At 65.3% G+C, this 14,898-nt stretch carries 21 protein-coding genes and 1 tRNA gene; 17 read left to right on the top strand and 5 right to left on the bottom strand.

Annotation, left to right across the window (positions count from 1 at the left end):
- The first annotated feature begins 187 nt into the window (after positions 1-187).
- The 5 genes from dcd (at position 188) to B5D62_RS09355 (ending at position 4,090) form a co-directional block, all read left to right on the top strand.
- On the top strand, positions 188-742 hold the full coding sequence (gene dcd / locus B5D62_RS09375) for a dCTP deaminase (protein ID WP_085933622.1): 555 nt from the start codon (positions 188-190) through the stop codon (positions 740-742).
- Positions 743-756: 14 nt separating this feature from the next.
- On the top strand, positions 757-2,040 hold the full coding sequence (gene murA / locus B5D62_RS09370; RefSeq protein WP_085933621.1) for a UDP-N-acetylglucosamine 1-carboxyvinyltransferase: 1,284 nt from the start codon (positions 757-759) through the stop codon (positions 2,038-2,040).
- Positions 2,041-2,079: 39 nt separating this feature from the next.
- Positions 2,080-2,922 (top strand): dienelactone hydrolase family protein, encoded by an 843-nt coding sequence (locus B5D62_RS09365; protein ID WP_085933620.1) that lies wholly within the window; start codon positions 2,080-2,082, stop codon positions 2,920-2,922.
- A 74-nt stretch (positions 2,923-2,996) separates the two neighbouring features.
- Positions 2,997-3,464 (top strand): nuclear transport factor 2 family protein, encoded by a 468-nt coding sequence (locus B5D62_RS09360; protein ID WP_085933619.1) that lies wholly within the window; start codon positions 2,997-2,999, stop codon positions 3,462-3,464.
- A 5-nt stretch (positions 3,465-3,469) separates the two neighbouring features.
- Entirely contained in the window at positions 3,470-4,090 is a 621-nt protein-coding gene (locus tag B5D62_RS09355) for a TetR/AcrR family transcriptional regulator (RefSeq protein ID WP_085933618.1), read from the top strand.
- Here B5D62_RS09355 and B5D62_RS09350 read toward each other — a convergent pair.
- Positions 4,035-4,832, bottom strand: a complete 798-nt coding sequence (locus B5D62_RS09350; protein WP_085933617.1) for a sulfite exporter TauE/SafE family protein — start codon at positions 4,830-4,832, stop codon at positions 4,035-4,037. The genes B5D62_RS09355 and B5D62_RS09350 overlap by 56 nt on opposite strands.
- Positions 4,833-4,852: 20 nt before the next feature.
- Entirely contained in the window at positions 4,853-5,161 is a 309-nt protein-coding gene (locus B5D62_RS09345) for a rhodanese-like domain-containing protein (protein ID WP_218191016.1), read from the bottom strand.
- A 106-nt stretch (positions 5,162-5,267) separates the two neighbouring features.
- On the opposite strand from B5D62_RS09345, the gene B5D62_RS09340 reads away from it, so the two are divergent.
- The 6 genes from B5D62_RS09340 to B5D62_RS09315 all read left to right on the top strand — a co-directional run bounded on the left by B5D62_RS09340 (position 5,268) and on the right by B5D62_RS09315 (position 9,601).
- Complete coding sequence (locus B5D62_RS09340) at positions 5,268-6,137, top strand: MBL fold metallo-hydrolase (RefSeq protein ID WP_085933615.1); 870 nt, start codon at positions 5,268-5,270, stop codon at positions 6,135-6,137.
- Positions 6,138-6,224: 87 nt separating this feature from the next.
- Positions 6,225-6,647, top strand: a complete 423-nt coding sequence (locus tag B5D62_RS09335; protein ID WP_085933614.1) for a DUF2948 family protein — start codon at positions 6,225-6,227, stop codon at positions 6,645-6,647.
- A gap of 50 nt (positions 6,648-6,697) precedes the next feature.
- On the top strand, positions 6,698-7,366 hold the full coding sequence (hisG, locus tag B5D62_RS09330; RefSeq protein ID WP_231714780.1) for an ATP phosphoribosyltransferase: 669 nt from the start codon (positions 6,698-6,700) through the stop codon (positions 7,364-7,366).
- Entirely contained in the window at positions 7,356-8,660 is a 1,305-nt protein-coding gene (gene hisD / locus B5D62_RS09325; protein ID WP_085933612.1) for a histidinol dehydrogenase, read from the top strand. Before hisG ends, hisD begins: the two co-directional genes overlap by 11 nt.
- Positions 8,661-8,664: 4 nt before the next feature.
- Positions 8,665-9,150 carry a UPF0262 family protein gene (locus tag B5D62_RS09320; protein ID WP_085934697.1) on the top strand — a complete coding sequence of 162 codons (486 nt, stop codon included), beginning with the start codon at positions 8,665-8,667 and terminating at the stop codon, positions 9,148-9,150.
- 1 nt (position 9,151) lies between these two features.
- Positions 9,152-9,601 (top strand): arsenate reductase ArsC, encoded by a 450-nt coding sequence (locus B5D62_RS09315; protein WP_085933611.1) that lies wholly within the window; start codon positions 9,152-9,154, stop codon positions 9,599-9,601.
- A 98-nt stretch (positions 9,602-9,699) separates the two neighbouring features.
- Here the strand turns inward: B5D62_RS09315 and B5D62_RS09310 are convergent, their stop codons facing one another.
- The 3 genes from B5D62_RS09310 to B5D62_RS09300 all read right to left on the bottom strand — a co-directional run bounded on the left by B5D62_RS09310 (position 9,700) and on the right by B5D62_RS09300 (position 11,704).
- Complete coding sequence (locus B5D62_RS09310; RefSeq protein WP_085933610.1) at positions 9,700-10,281, bottom strand: hypothetical protein; 582 nt, start codon at positions 10,279-10,281, stop codon at positions 9,700-9,702.
- A gap of 276 nt (positions 10,282-10,557) precedes the next feature.
- Positions 10,558-10,914 (bottom strand): DUF805 domain-containing protein, encoded by a 357-nt coding sequence (locus tag B5D62_RS09305; RefSeq protein ID WP_085933609.1) that lies wholly within the window; start codon positions 10,912-10,914, stop codon positions 10,558-10,560.
- An 88-nt stretch (positions 10,915-11,002) separates the two neighbouring features.
- Positions 11,003-11,704, bottom strand: coding sequence for a hypothetical protein (locus B5D62_RS09300; RefSeq protein WP_085933608.1), 702 nt, complete (start codon positions 11,702-11,704; stop codon positions 11,003-11,005).
- A 128-nt stretch (positions 11,705-11,832) separates the two neighbouring features.
- Between B5D62_RS09300 and infA the strand changes: the two genes are divergently transcribed.
- The 6 genes from infA to B5D62_RS09270 form a co-directional block, all read left to right on the top strand.
- A complete protein-coding gene (infA, locus tag B5D62_RS09295) occupies positions 11,833-12,051 on the top strand; it encodes a translation initiation factor IF-1 (protein ID WP_085933607.1) in 219 nt (72 codons plus the stop codon).
- Between the two features lie 6 nt (positions 12,052-12,057).
- On the top strand, positions 12,058-12,627 hold the full coding sequence (locus B5D62_RS09290; RefSeq protein ID WP_085933606.1) for a Maf family protein: 570 nt from the start codon (positions 12,058-12,060) through the stop codon (positions 12,625-12,627).
- The gene (locus tag B5D62_RS09285) at positions 12,624-13,907 is read left to right on the top strand and encodes a ribonuclease E/G (RefSeq protein ID WP_085933605.1); all 1,284 of its coding nucleotides are present in this window, start codon (positions 12,624-12,626) and stop codon (positions 13,905-13,907) included. Before B5D62_RS09290 ends, B5D62_RS09285 begins: the two co-directional genes overlap by 4 nt.
- Positions 13,907-14,137, top strand: coding sequence for a DNA gyrase inhibitor YacG (locus tag B5D62_RS09280; RefSeq protein WP_085933604.1), 231 nt, complete (start codon positions 13,907-13,909; stop codon positions 14,135-14,137). Before B5D62_RS09285 ends, B5D62_RS09280 begins: the two co-directional genes overlap by 1 nt.
- Before the next feature lie 37 nt (positions 14,138-14,174).
- Positions 14,175-14,250: transfer RNA gene (locus B5D62_RS09275), tRNA-Phe, on the top strand.
- A gap of 200 nt (positions 14,251-14,450) precedes the next feature.
- Positions 14,451-14,898: tyrosine-type recombinase/integrase (locus B5D62_RS09270; RefSeq protein ID WP_139373814.1), on the top strand; the 448-nt coding region annotated here is incomplete at its 3' end.

Genomic DNA, 14,898 nt, shown 5'->3' with positions numbered 1-14,898 from the left:
GGGAAACGTGGGACAGAAATCCGGCAAAGATTGAGCCGGCCGACGGGCTCGTCTACAACGATGCCGTCTCGAGCGCGGTGTCATCCCGAGCACAGCGAGGGATCTTTCAGGCCGCTGGAAAGGTCTTTGGCTGTGCTCGGGATGGCGCCATCTCGGGGCAGAAGCACCCCCTCGGGAACCAACAAGAATGGCCATCCTTTCCGACCGCTGGATCCGCCGCATGGCTGAGGAGAAGGGCATGATCGAGCCCTTCGTCGATGCGCAGAAGCGCGACGGCATCATCTCCTATGGGCTCTCTTCCTACGGCTACGACGCCCGTGTGGGGACCGAGTTCAAGATCTTCACCAACGTCGACTCGGCTGTCGTGGACCCCAAGAACTTCGCCGAGAACAGCTTCGTCGATCGTTCCACGGATGTGTGCATCATCCCGCCGAATTCCTTCGCCCTGGCGCGCACGGTGGAATATTTCCGCATCCCGCGCGACGTGCTGGTGATCTGCGTCGGCAAGTCGACCTATGCTCGCTGCGGCATCATCGTCAACGTGACGCCGCTCGAGCCCGAGTGGGAAGGACACGTCACGCTGGAGTTCTCGAACACCACGCCGTTGCCGGCCAAGATCTACGCCAACGAGGGCGCCTGCCAGTTCCTGTTCCTGCAGGGCAACGAGCCCTGCGAGGTTTCCTATCGTGACAAGGCCGGCAAGTACCAGGGCCAGCGCGGCGTCACGCTGCCCAAGATCTGAGGCAGGGGACGCGCATGGATCGTATCCGCATCAGGGGTGGACGACAGCTCAAGGGCTCCATCCCCATCTCGGGCTCCAAGAACGCCTCGCTGCCGCTGATGGTGACGGCGTTGCTCACCGACCGGAAGCTGACGCTGCACAACGTCCCGCGACTGGCCGACATCACGACGATGATCCAGCTGCTGCAGCAGCATGGTGTCGAGATCGACGCGGCGCCGGGAGAGAATGGCCACAGCCGCGGCACCACGCTCACGCTCAAGGCGGGCAAGATCGCCTCGACGACGGCGCCCTACGACATCGTGCGCAAGATGCGGGCGTCGGTTCTGGTCCTGGGCCCGTTGCTGGCACGGGAGCGCGAGGCGCGGGTGTCGCTGCCCGGCGGCTGCGCCATCGGCGCCCGTCCGGTCGATCTCCATGTCGCGGGTCTGAAGGCGTTGGGAGCCGAGATCGACATCGATGGCGGCTATCTCGTCGCCAAGGCACCGAAAGGCCTGAAGGGCGGTCGCTATACCTTTCCGAAAGTGTCCGTCGGCGCGACTGAGAACCTGATGATGGCGGCGGCGCTGGCCAAGGGGACGACAGTTCTCGCCAATGCCGCGAGAGAGCCGGAGATCACCGATCTCGCCCATTGTCTCCAGGCGATGGGTGTCTCGATCGAGGGCGTCGGCACCGAGACGCTCACCATCGAAGGAGTGGAGACGCTGAAGGAAGCGACCCACGCCGTCATCCCGGATCGCATCGAGATCGGCACCTATGCCATGGCGGTCGCCATGACGGCGGGCGATGTCGAGCTGGTGGGAGGTCGCCTCGATCTTCTCGAAGCGGCGGTCCAGACGCTGCGCTCGGCGGGTGTCGCCCTCGAACCGACCGAGAAGGGCTTTCGCGTCCATCGCACCAATGGGGCGCTGCAGGGCGTCGATGTGATGACCGAGCCGTATCCCGGGTTCCCGACCGATCTGCAGGCCCAGATGATGGCGTTGATGACGCGGGCCGAAGGCGCCTCGATGATCACGGAGACGATTTTCGAAAGCCGCTTCATGCACGTGCCGGAGCTGGCGCGCATGGGCGCGAACGTCACGATCCATCACGAGTCGGCCCTGGTGCGCGGCGTGCCGAAGCTGCGCGGTGCCGAAGTGATGGCCACCGATCTACGGGCTTCTGTCTCGCTGGCGATCGCGGGCCTGGCGGCGGAAGGCGAGACCACGCTGCATCGCGTCTACCATCTCGATCGCGGCTATGAGCGGCTCGAAGAGAAGCTTGCCGCCTGCGGGGCGGAGATCGAGCGGTTGAAAGGATAGAGGCGGCGTCATCGGCTGCCGGTCGCGAGGGAGAGCCGGATGAGAGGACTGGTGGCGGCAATCGCCGTGACGATGGCGCTCGCGACGCCGGCCTGGTCGCAGGCCACACCGCCCCGAGGAGAGATCAAGGGCACCGCGACGTCGCACACGCCCGAGTCCGCGGCCAATGTCATCGCCCAGGCCTCAGTCGCGCTGCCGGCGCAAGCGACCGGCGGCGCCGCATACTTCGGGAAATGGAAGGACATGCCACAGCCGGCGGCCAGCGCGGGCAAGGTTCCGGTGGTCGTCTTCCTGCACGGCTCCTCCGGGCTGGGCCTCGCCGCCATCGCGGAGTGGCAGAAATGGCTGGCGGCCGAGGGCATCGCCAGCGTCGCGCCCGATTCCTTCGCGCTGCCCGACCGGCTCACCTACAGCTCGCCGATCGGCAAGGACGTATACGAGCGCATCCATGCGCTGCGAGCCTCGGAGATTACGCTGGCGCTGAAGGCGGTCCGGGCCGCTCAATGGGCCGACGAGAAACGTCTTGTCCTGGCCGGAACGAGCGAGGGCGCCACGGCCGTGGCCCGTTATGGTGGTGCCGAGTTCGCGGCGCGGATGATCTTCTCCTGGAGCTGTGAGGACAACTACTTCGTCGAGGCGCATGGCACGCAACTGGTTGCCGACCAGCCGGTGCTGAACATGATCAGTTCGGTCGATCCGTTCTTCTCGCCCGCCAACGCCTGGCTGGGCAATCCGGCGGCGAAGGGCAATTGCGCGGCGGCGCTGGCCGGGTCGAAGCGGGCGGTGATCGTCCTGATCCCGGGTGCGCCGCATACCCTCATCACCTTACCTTACGCAAAAGCCATGACGCAGGCGTTCCTCCAGACCAGCCTCGCTCGATAAGGCAGGCTTGCCACGGCGTGCATTAGTCTGTACCGATCAGTACATAGTGTTCTGAAAGGTACAGAGGAGTTCTCATGTCGGGTCGTCCGCCCCTGCCGCCCTTCACCGCCGAGACTGCCGCGCAGAAGGCGCGGATGGCCGAGGATGCCTGGAACAGCCGCGATCCCGACCGGGTGGCATTGGCCTATACGGAGGACAGTCGCTGGCGCAATCGCGCCGAGTTCATCACCGGCCGCAAGGAGATCGTCGCCTTCCTGCAGCGCAAGTGGGTGCGCGAACTCGACTACAGGCTGATCAAGGAGGTCTGGGCTCACGCTGGAAACCGGATTGCCGTGCGCTTTGCCTACGAATGGCACGACGACTCGGCTCAATGGTTCCGCTCCTACGGAAACGAGAACTGGGAATTCGACGCGGCTGGATTGATGCGTTTGCGCTTCGCCTGCATCAACGACCTGCCGATCCGGGAGGCCGATCGCAAGTATCGTTGGCCGCTCGGTCGCCGTCCGGACGACCATCCGGGCCTCAGCGCCCTCGGACTGTAAGAGGCATGTCGAGGACCGTCGCCGAGCGCGCCGACACTCTGCCGGCCATTGCCGAGGTGTTCCGCGAATACGGTTACGAAGGCGCCAGCCTGTCTCTGATCGGCAAGGCGACCGGGCTGGGCAAGGGAAGCCTGTATCACTTCTTTCCCGGCGGGAAAGAGGAAATGGCCGCTGCCGTGCTGGCCGAAGTCGATGCGTGGTTCGAGGCTAACGTCTATGCCCCTTTGCGAGACGGCAGCGCATCGATGCAAGCCATCGAGGCGATGTTCGATGCCGTCGTGTCGTACTTCAAATCGGGACGGCGCGTGTGTCTGGTCGGCGTCCTGGCTCTGGGCGATGCCCGGGAACGATTCGGCGATGCCATCAGAGGCTATTTCGCGCGCTGGATAGAGGCTCTGGCCGATGCGCTCATCCGGTACGGGCGGAGCCGCGCCGAGGCGAAGGCGCTGGCCGAGGAAGTGGTGGCCGGCATCCAGGGCGCGATCGTGCTCGCCCGCGCTCTCGACGATCCAGCCGCTTTCAGCCGGACCATCGACAGGTTGCGCGTCCTGGTGCGAACGCCGTCGCCGATCAACCTAGGAGCGGCGCCAGGCCCCGGCCGCCGACGTAAAGGCCTGCTGCGATAACGAACCAGGCGAAGACCTTGGCCAACATGCCCCGGCGCTGGGCCAGCAACGCGTTGAGCCGGATGCCGGCCATCGCGCCGGCGGCGCCACCGGCGATCAGCAGCAACGCCACGGACCAATCGACAAGACCGGACCAGGCGTAGCTCGTGGCGGAGGCGAGGCCGAAGGCGAGGACCGCGATCAGCGACGCGCTGGCCGCTTCCCGGAGCTCCATGTCGGCCGCCATCATCAGGCCCGGCACGATCAGGAAGCCGCCGCCGATGCCAAAGAAGCCGGACAGCAATCCGACTCCACCGCCCACCAGAGACAGCCGAGGCAGCAGGCGCGACGCGCTCTGGCGCGACAGCCAGGGTGAGGAGCGTTCCTCCGTCGATTTAGGTCGCAGCATCAACGCGCCCACCACGATCATGAGCAGGCCGAAGAGGGCCAGGAGTTTTTGCCCGTCCATCGCCTTGCCGAGGGCCGCACCGCCGAAGGCACCGGCAACGCCCGCCACGCTGAAGGCCATGGCGCAGGGCCAGCGGATCTTCGAGCGTCGGGCGTGCAAGGCGAGCCCGGTTGCGGCGTTGACGGCGACGGCGAAGGCCGCCGTGCCGATCGCGACGTGCGGCGACGCCATGCCGACGACATAGACCAGCAGTGGCACGGCCAGGATCGACCCGCCGCCGCCGATCACCCCCAGGACCAGTCCGATCAATCCGCCGGAGCCAAGCGCCAAGGCGACGGGAAGGGCAGGCAGCATCTAAATTCTCCCGGCGGCAATCAACCGGCGGAGACGGGAAGGCCGGCCCGCTTCCAGGCATCGATGCCGCCGGCCAGCAGATAGGCCTGACAGCCCGCAGCCTTACCGAGACGCGCGGCGTTCATGGAAGTCCGGGCGCCGGAGCGGCAATGGAAGATGACGGCCTTGGCATCGCCTGAAGGAACCTGGCTCAATCGTGAGAGAGGTAGGTTCAGAGCGCCGGGCACGCGCTCGCTCGCATGCTCGTTTGCTTCGCGAATGTCCACCAGCAGGGCGCCCTCGTCGATCAGGTGCTTGGCGGTGATGGGGTCGATGGATTGCAGGTTCACGATCATCCTTTCGGGCCGACTGGGGCGCCGTTGACAGTATGTATATTAGATATTGCTTAATTAATGACTGCTAATATAATCGTCAAGCGCAACTGCGGAGAATGTCATGGGCGCCGACCCAGCGATCGATGCCTTCTTTGACGATGCCACTTTCACCATCACCTATCTGGTGAGCGATCGCGCCCGGCGACGGGCGGTCATCATCGACCCTGTCCTCGACTGCGACCACCGTTCCGGCACGATTTCGACCCTGTCCGCCGATCGTGTCCTGGCCAAGGCCGCCGAACGGGGGGTGCAGGTCGATTGGGTCCTGGAGACGCACGCCCATGCCGACCATCTGACGGCAGCGCCGCATATCAAGAGCAGGACCGGTGCAAAGGTGGCGATCGGGGAGCACATCGTCGATGTGCAGAAGATCTTCAAGCCAGTATTCGATGCCAAAGACGTGAGCGGAATGGGAAGCGAGTTCGACCGCCTGCTCAAGGATGGTGAGCGACTGACCCTCGGCGGCCTCGAGATCGAGGTCATGCATCTGCCGGGCCATACGCCAGCCGATGTTGCCTACCGCATCGGCGATGCCGTGTTCGTGGGCGATACGATCTTCATGCCCGATTATGGAACCGCCCGCGCCGACTTTCCGGGCGGCGATGCGGCCTCGCTCTACCGATCGATTCATCGCCTGCTGGCGCTGCCGCCGGAAACACGGCTCTTCATGTGCCACGACTACAAGGCGCCGGGACGGGACACCTACGCCTGGGAAACGACAGTCGCAGACGAGCGGGCGAAGAACGTGCATGTCCACGACGGCGTCACGGAAGAAGCCTTCGTCACTCTTCGCCGCGCGCGGGATGTGGGGCTCGCGGCGCCGGTCCTGTTGCTGCCCTCTATCCAGGTCAATATCCGGGCCGGCGGCCTGCCTCCGCCTGACCCGAACGGCACGGTCTATCTGCGTATTCCCGTGAAGGCGAAGAGCTGAGCGGCCGCTTCCGACGCTGGTGGGCGGGCCAAGGGATGCCGGGCGACGCTTGATCCGGACGACTTTCTCCCTGTATCCATCGGGCGAATGGAAAAGCTCAAGCTTTCGGCGCTGGATGCCGACGATCTTGGCGTGATTTCGGCAGCGGTGCAGGATTCCCTGGTCGCGGTGCGCGACTGCGCCTTCTTCGCCGGGGAGAAGCGTTTTGTTCTCCTGTTGAACCGCTTCTGCTGGGAAGCGGACCCGGGCATCGATTCGGCCTATTGGCGAACCCATTCCGCCCTTGTTTTCAACGACGTAAAGGCGGTCCATCACCACAGGATCCCGCTCCAGGAGCCGGACCGCATCCTCGAGCTGCTCGCGGTGGGACAGGAAAAGGACGGTTCCGTGACGCTGCGCTTTGCCGCCGATCGCGGCATACGGCTGGAAATCGGACGTCTCGCATGCCATTTGGGGGATGTCGGGGAGCCTTGGCCCACCCCGTGGAAGCCCGCCCATCCGCTCGGATAGCCCTCTGGCCCCGGGTGCGGGGGCGGGCGTTTGTGACTGGAGCATCGGTCGTGTCGAGCGAAGCAAATGAAAAGTTGATCCTGGCGGTGCCGAAGGGGCGCATCCTCAACGAGGCCGCGCCGCTTCTGGTGGCCGCCAACATCGAGCCGGAAAAGGCGTTCGCCGATCCGGAATCGCGCCAGCTCCGTTTCAGCACCAACCATCCCGACCTCGACATCATCCGCGTCCGTTCCTTCGACGTGGCGACGTTCGTGGCCTTTGGCGCCGCCCATCTCGGCATCGCCGGCTATGACGTCCTGATGGAGTTCGACTATCCCGAGATTTACGCACCCATCAACCTCGGCATCGGCAAGTGCCGGCTCGCGGTAGCCGAACCGGTGGAGATGGCGGGCAGCGACGATCCGCGGCGCTGGAGCCATGTCCGCATCGCCACCAAGTATCCGGAGGTAACGCGCCGCCACTTCGCCGCGCGCGGTGTCCAGGCCGAGTGCGTGAAGCTTTCCGGTGCGATGGAACTTGCGCCTTCGCTCGGCCTCAGCCACCGCATCGTCGACCTGGTCGATAGCGGCCGTACGCTGCGCGAGAACGGGCTCGTCGAGATCGAGCACATTGCCGACATCAGCTCGCGCTTCATCGTCAATCGCGCCGCGCTCAAGACGCAGCCGGAGCGGGTCGGTCATTGGGTCGATCGCTTCCGCGAGGTCAGCCGTGCCGCTTGAACTCGACGCCTCGGCGCCGGGATTCGAAAAGGAGTTTTCGGCTTTCCTCGGACGCAATCGGGACACCGACGAGAATGTCGATCGCATCGTTGCCGACATCGTCGCCGACGTGCGTAAGCGCGGCGACGCGGCGCTGGTCGAATACACGAAGAAGTTCGACAGGCTCGACACCGACGCCAAGGGATTGCGGGTCCCCGATGCCGAACGTCGCGCCCTGGCTGCCCGGGTTCCGGCCGAGCAGCGTCGGGCGCTGGAGCTGGCCGCTCGTCGCATCGAGGCCTTCCACCGCTCGTTGCTGCCCAAGGACGTCGAATTCACCGACACCACGGGCACGCGCCTGGGGGCGCGCTATCGCCCGCTCGATTCCGTCGGCGTCTATGTCCCGGGCGGAACGGCGGCCTATCCGTCCTCGGTGCTGATGAACGTCGTTCCGGCCAAGGTGGCCGGGGTGAAGCGTATTGCGATGGTCGTGCCGACGCCGGACGGTGTCCTGAACCCGCTGGTGATGCTGGCGGCCGAGATCGCTGGCGCCGACGAGATCTGGCGCATCGGCGGCGCGCAAGCGGTTGCCGCACTGGCCTATGGCACGGAAACGATCGGGCCGGTCGACAAGATCACGGGCCCCGGCAACGCCTTCGTCGCCGCTGCCAAGCGCCGGGTGTTCGGCCAGGTCGGCATCGACCTGATTGCCGGCCCGTCGGAGATCCTGGTGGTTGCGGACAGGCACAACGATCCGGCCTGGATCGCTGCCGATCTGCTGTCCCAGGCGGAGCACGACGCTTCATCGCAATCCGTGCTGATTGCAGACGACAAGGAGTTTGCCCGTGCGGTCGGCCGGGCGGTCGAGTCGGAGCTGAAGGTCCTGCCGCGCGCCGGGATCGCCGGTGCGAGCTGGCGAGACAACGGCGCGATCATCCTCGTGCCGGATCTCGGCGCCTCGGCACCGATCGTGGATCGAATTGCCGCTGAGCATGTCGAGCTTGCGATGGAGCCGGCCGCCGCGGATGCGCTTTGCCGGGAGATCCGCCACGCCGGCGCGATCTTCCTCGGACGGCATACGCCGGAGGCGATCGGCGACTATGTTGCCGGCACGAACCACGTTCTCCCGACATCGCGCGCGGCGCGCTTTTCGGGCGGGCTTGGGGTCGCCGACTTTCTGAAGCGTACCTCGATCGTGTCTTGCACGCCGGATGCGCTTGCGGAACTCGGTCCGGCGGCGCTGGCGCTGGCCGAGGCGGAAGGCCTTGGCGCGCACGGACGGTCCATCGCCATCAGGCTCAACCGACGAAGCTGATGTGATGTCGGAGCCCGGTAAAGACGCACGACGCATCGTCGACGTTACCCTCGACGAACAATCCGTGGCGCGACGCTCACCCGAGGTGGAACACGAGCGCGCGGTTGCGTTGTTCGATCTCCTCGAGGAAAATAACTTCGCCCTCGTTGGCGGCGAGCCCGGCCCGTACAAGTTGAGTATCGGTATCTTCGAGCAGCGCCTCGTCTTCAGTGTGCACGGGGCCGACGACCGCAAGCTGCGCGATATCATCCTGTCGCTCACGCCGTTCCGAAAGATCGTGAAGGACTACTTCCTGATCTGCGGCAGCTACTACGCGGCCATCAAGAAGCTGGGCACGGCGCAGATCGAGGCGCTCGACATGGGCCGGCGCGGCCTGCACAACGAGGGCTCGGAGCTGCTCCGCGAGCGCCTCGCCGGCAAGATCGAACTCGATCTCGATACGGCACGGCGGTTGTTCACGCTCATCTGCGCGCTGCACATCAAGGACTGATATGGTCCGAAGCGGACTCCCCGGCAGCCTGCTGTTCGCGTGCACCCACAACTCGATCCGCTCCCCCATGGCCGAAGCCCTGGCCCGCCGCCTCTACGGCAACGCGGCCTATATCGACTCGGTGGGCGTCCATGCGACGGAGCTCGACTCCTTTGCCGCCGCAGTGCTCGACGAGGTGGGCATCGATTATCGTCACCACCATGCCAAGACGTTCGACGATGTCGAACCGAGTTCGTTCGAGGTGATCGTCAGCCTGTCGCCTGAGGCTCATCATAGCGCCCTGGAGTTCACCCGCAGTTCGGCGACCGATGTGGAGTACTGGCCCGTCCCCGATCCCAGCGCCGTCGAAGGCTCACGCGAGACCAGGCTCGACGCCTACCGGCGCGTGCGCGACGTCCTTCTAGATCACCTGAAGACCCGCTTCGGCACGCCCAGAGGCCCATCGCTCTGATCGCAGACGTGAACGACCCGCACCGGCATGCCACTGCGGGTTGCCAGTGCGGGTCGCCTCACGCTTCTACGCTCCCGATCTTCTATCCAGACGACGGATTAGCGACGGTCCCAGCCACGACGCGAGGCCTCGGAATGACCGCGCGAATCGCCGAACCAACCGCCGCGATGGCGTCCACGACGATCGTAGTCGTCGTCTTCGTAGCGACGGCGGGCCCGGTAGGCGCGGTCATCGTCTTCGTCGTCGTACCGGCTGAAGCCGCGATGGCCATGCTCCCAACCGCGGCGCGAGGCCTCGGAGTGACCTTCGGAATCACCGTACCAGCCGCTCGGGCCGTGGCGGGGACTGTCCCAGCCGCGCCGCGAGGCTTCCGAATGACCCTCGGAATCGCCGTACCAGCCGCTCGGGCCGTGGCGCGGATTGTCCCAGCCGCGCCGCGAAGCCTCGGAGTGACCCTCGGAGCCGCCGTACCAGCCGCTCTCGCCGTGGCGTGGATTGTCCCAACCCCGTCGCGAAGCTTCGGAGTGGCCTTCCGAATCGCCGAACCAGCCACCGCGACGACGGCCGCGACGATCCTCATCCTCGTCGTACCGGCTGCTGGACCGGTAGCCGCCCCGTCGACGGTAATCGCGGTCGTCGTCTTCGTCGGTGAAACGGCCGCGTTCATCGCGCATGCTCATGTCTGCTCTCCTGTATCGGTGTTTGCAGGGGAGCGGCACAATCCGCGGATCTGGTCCCTCATCCGCAAGTCGTTGACCGCTCGGCTCACGCGTCGGCAGTGCCGCGCGTATGCTGTCAACACTCCGCATCCGAGCGAAGTTGCTGGCACCGAAACAGTCGTGCGTTTCCGTACAGCAACTGGCCGATGGACGCTGCTGTTTTGCGATCAGAGTTCTGCGGTGCTCACTCAGGTGCCGCGGCGTTAGCCGGCGGTCTGGTGTTTTTCTCCTGGTCCCTCAGACCGACCGGCGCGCGTCGCTGACGACACTCCGGCCCGGCAGCAATCCGCAATCGACCAGCAACCAGATCGGGCCGACGACCGGCACAAGCAACAGCAACGACCAGAAGCCGGTCTTGCCGCGGTCATGGCAACGCTTGATCGTGATCGCCGCTTGCAACCAGATGATCGGCAACGCGAGGATCAGGGCAACCGCCGACCCCATGAAGATGCTGCCGGGAAGCCAGGCCACCAGAAGTCGGTCGGCGTAGGTGACGTAAAGCCAGACAAGCGCTGCGACGACGGCCTGACCCGTCCAGAACAGGCCACGCCCGATCCGGCCTTCGAAGCCGAACAGCAACTCTCTGATCGTCACATGCCTCCGTGCGGTGGTCTCTGCCCCGCTTCCTGTCCGTTGGAGCCTGCCCTAACGGGACAGGAGGGTCGAGAGCGTCGGCGCCCGTTTACCGATAGCCGGGGGGCGCGCTCAGGGGTGGTTTGTTCGGCGGCGGTGGCGGAGTCGTGTCGTCCGATCCGTTCGGCGAGGGATTGGGCCAGCCCGAGGGATTGCTAGTGTCGTTCCGGCTGCCGAAGGCGGGCGTCGTCCCGCCGGTGGTCTGGCTGTCGCCGAGATACTGAATGCCGTCGCCGCCACCGATGCCGAACCAGATCGTATCGATGAAGATCGAGGCCGGGCCGTCCACCCCCTTCAGATCCCCCTCGAGCACCTTGACGTTGAAGGTCAGGCGATCGCCCTCCAGCTTGGGGGCCTCGAGCGTGATCACGGCGTCTGCAAGGCTGGCCCCGTCCTTGGCGAAGGCCGAGACGGTGGCATTGGGGGGATCCTTCGCAAAGGTCGCCTTGCCATCCCACAGCTTCACCAGATCGCTCGTGTGCATGTAGCCGGCGCGGCGAATGGGGCGATCGGCGAAAACGATGGCCGAGGCCGATACGCCGTCGAGCGACAGCTTGCCGTTCGCCAGGTCCGCTTTACGGGCGTTCAGAACGACCAGCGATCGGACGTGCTTTTGTGCAGGCTGCGTGGCGGCCGGGGCCGCCGTACCCTGTCCGGAGGCCGAGGGGGACTGGGCAAAGGCGATTCCGCCGAGCAACAGCGGGACGGCGGTGACGGCGGCCAAGCGGGCCAGAGCTTTGTGGGCCAACATCGGATTTTCCTCTCTCGGAAACGCATAGCCGCTGACGGGCCGCGGTGGAAGGGTAGAGATTGACTAAGTCCCTGCCGGAGCCCATTTTCCGGCCCGCTCTAATTCGTACCACCCTAACCGGAGGCCGGATGGCCAAGGAAGACCTAATCGAGTTCAATGGCGTGGTGGAGGAGTTGCTGCCCAACGCTATGTTCCGCGTGAAGCTCGACAACGACCACACGATTCTCGCCCATACCTCGGGCAAAATGCGCAAGAATCGCATCCGCGTGCTGGCAGGCGACCGCGTCACCGTCGAGATGACGCCCTATGACCTGACCAAGGGCCGCATCACCTTCCGCTTCAAGTAGGTTCCTCTGGCGCTGCCGCTGGTCCTGGCTTCTGCTTCGCCGCGTCGGCTGGAGCTCCTGCGGCAGATCGGACTGGAGCCCGAGAAAATCGATCCTGCCGATACAGATGAGACGCCGCTTCCGGCGGAGCCGCCGCGCGCCTATGCGTTGCGCATGGCCCGCGCGAAGCTCGAAATCGTTGCCGCCCGTCATCCAGGATCACTGGTGCTGGCTGCGGACAGCGTCGTCGCGGTCGGGCGCCGCATCCTTCCCAAGGCAGAGTCGGAAAGCGATGCCCGGTCCTGTCTCGCCTTGTTGTCCGGGCGCCGACACAAAGTACTGGGAGGCATCGCCGTTTCGGCTCGAGGCAGGGTTCGCACTCGGCTGGTGGAGACGGCGGTACGCTTCAAGAAACTCGAGCAACGCGAAATCGACGCTTATGTCCTGAGCGGCGAATGGCAGGGCAAGGCTGGCGGCTATGCGATCCAGGGCCGCGCTGCGACGTTCGTGTCCTTCCTCTCCGGCTCCTATAGTAATGTCGTCGGCCTCGCCCTGTTCGAGACCTCCGCTCTTCTGCGCTCCCTGGACCAGCCATGACCCGCATCGATCGCTTGATCTGCCAGGTGCTGCCGCACGCCTTCATTCTGGCGCTGGTGGCGGAGGGGCGGCTGGTGGAACTGCGCATCGCGCGCCGCGACAAGCCTTCCCTGACCGATGGCATCTTTCTCGGTCGGCTGGAACGGGTGATGCCCGAGCTCGGCGCCGCGTTCGTCGATATCGGCATCGGCCGCTCGGGCTTCCTGAGGGCTGAGGATCGTGCCGGGATCGACGGATGGCCGCCGGCGGGAGCCCCTGTTCTGGTTCAGGTCCGCAACGAAGGCGACGGGATCGGCGACAAGCTGTCAGCCGGCAAGGGTCCCCGGCTGTCGATGAACATCGCCGTATCCGGCCGCTATCTCGTCTATCATCCGCTCGGATCGGGCGTTGCCTTCTCCCGTCGCATCGAAGGCGAGGCCGAGCGGGAACGGCTGGCGGGCCATGTCCGCGACCTGCTGGAAGGCGGGCTGGTGTTGCGAACGGCGGCGGCGGGCGCGTCGAGCGCTGTTCTGCGGGCCGATGCGCACGATGTGCTGGAACGCTGGGAGGTGATCCGCCGTCATGCGCTGGACCTGCAGCCTCCGGCCGATCTCACGGCCCGCCTGCCGAGGGAGCGCGACCCGATCACCAAGGTGCTGCGCGATCACGGCGTGACGCTGGAGGAAATCGTCATCGACGATCGCGGCCTGGCGCGCAAGCTGCAGGACGAGATGGACAAGCGCCAGGAGACGATACGAGTTCGCTGGCACAACGGTCCCATGCCGGTGTTCGACATCGACGACGTGGCGGGCCAGATCGACACGGCGCTGGCGGCGCGTATTGCGCTCGAAAGCGGAGTCGAGGTCCTGTTCGAACCGGGCGAGACGCTGACCGCGATCGACGTCGACAGCAGCCGGGCCGGCGGTCGCCAGGGGCGGGCGCCGCGGCGGCCGGTCGACATCAATCTGGAGGCGGCTCCAGCGATTGCCCAGCAGCTCCGGCTGCGCAACCTTGCGGGGGCCGTGGTCGTCGATTTTGTCACCATGCGCAGCGCCTACGATCGCGACAAAGTGCAGGCCGTGCTCGCCGAGGCCCTGGCGGACGATGCCGTCCCGACACAGCTCTACGGCTTCACCCGGTTGGGCCTGTTCGAGTTGACGCGCGCCCGTCGCGGCGCGACGCTTCGCGCCCAGCTCGAGGCGCTGCATCAGGAGACGGGCGAGCAGACGCCCGGCGAACAGACCACCGGCGAACACACGACAGGTGAACGGACAACAGGCGAACAGACCGAGGAAGAGTGATGACGTCGCCCGATCGTTCCCCGCCGCCCCTGCGGGCCGTGCGGATCCAGGCCAAATGCCCGGTTTGCGGAAAGCCGGCCGAGACGCGATATCGTCCCTTCTGTTCCAAGCGGTGTGCCGATATCGATCTGGGCCGGTGGCTCAAGGAAGGCTACCGGGTACCGACCGAGGAGACCCCGGACGAGGGTGTGGAACAGGGCTCCGAGGGACGATCTAGACACGACGGCTGAGCCAGCTTATACAGCCGGGCCGTTTACAGAACGGTATGCCCAGGTAGCTCAGTTGGTAGAGCATGCGACTGAAAATCGCAGTGTCGGTGGTTCGATTCCGCCCCTGGGCACCATTACCCTAATCTCCCCACATCCCAGGACATTTCACGCGATCCCATATCGCATTGATATTAATGCATAATATCGGATTTTGGAGCTTCCGGCTGTCTCAATCCGTGCCGTCCAATATCGCCCCATCCTCCACGATTTGTTGGCCTTGATGTTGGCCTCGCTCTGGTATCTGCTGGCCCGAGGCCAACAGGGGGAGATCAAAATGGCCTTGACAGACACGGCGTGTCGCACCGCCAAAAGCAGGCAAGCTGACTACAAGCTCTCCGACGGTGGCGGGCTTTATCTCCTGGTGAAGCCAAGCGGCTCGCGACTCTGGAACCAGGCGTACCGGTTCGGCGGGAAGCAGAAGAAGCTGTCCCACGGCGCCTATCCGTCGGTATCCCTTGCCAGGGCGCGTCTGCTGCGCGACGAGGCCAGGAAGCTGTTGGCCTCAGGAGTTGACCCTGGGGCCAACAAGAAGGCTGCGAAACTGACCGCCGTCATCTCAGTCAACAACACCTTCGGGCGCATTGCCGAGGAGTATCTACAGCGCATCGAGGACGAGGGGGCTGCCGAGTCCACCGTTAAGAAGAACCGATGGATGCTTGTCGATCTTGCCGGTCCCGATCTTGGTACCCGACCAATCGCGGATATCACCCCGGCGGAAATTC

It is taken from the genome of Enhydrobacter aerosaccus, assembly GCF_900167455.1.
GTDB lineage: Bacteria > Pseudomonadota > Alphaproteobacteria > Reyranellales > Reyranellaceae > Reyranella > Reyranella aerosaccus.
This window is presented reverse-complemented; position numbering and strand designations above follow the sequence as displayed.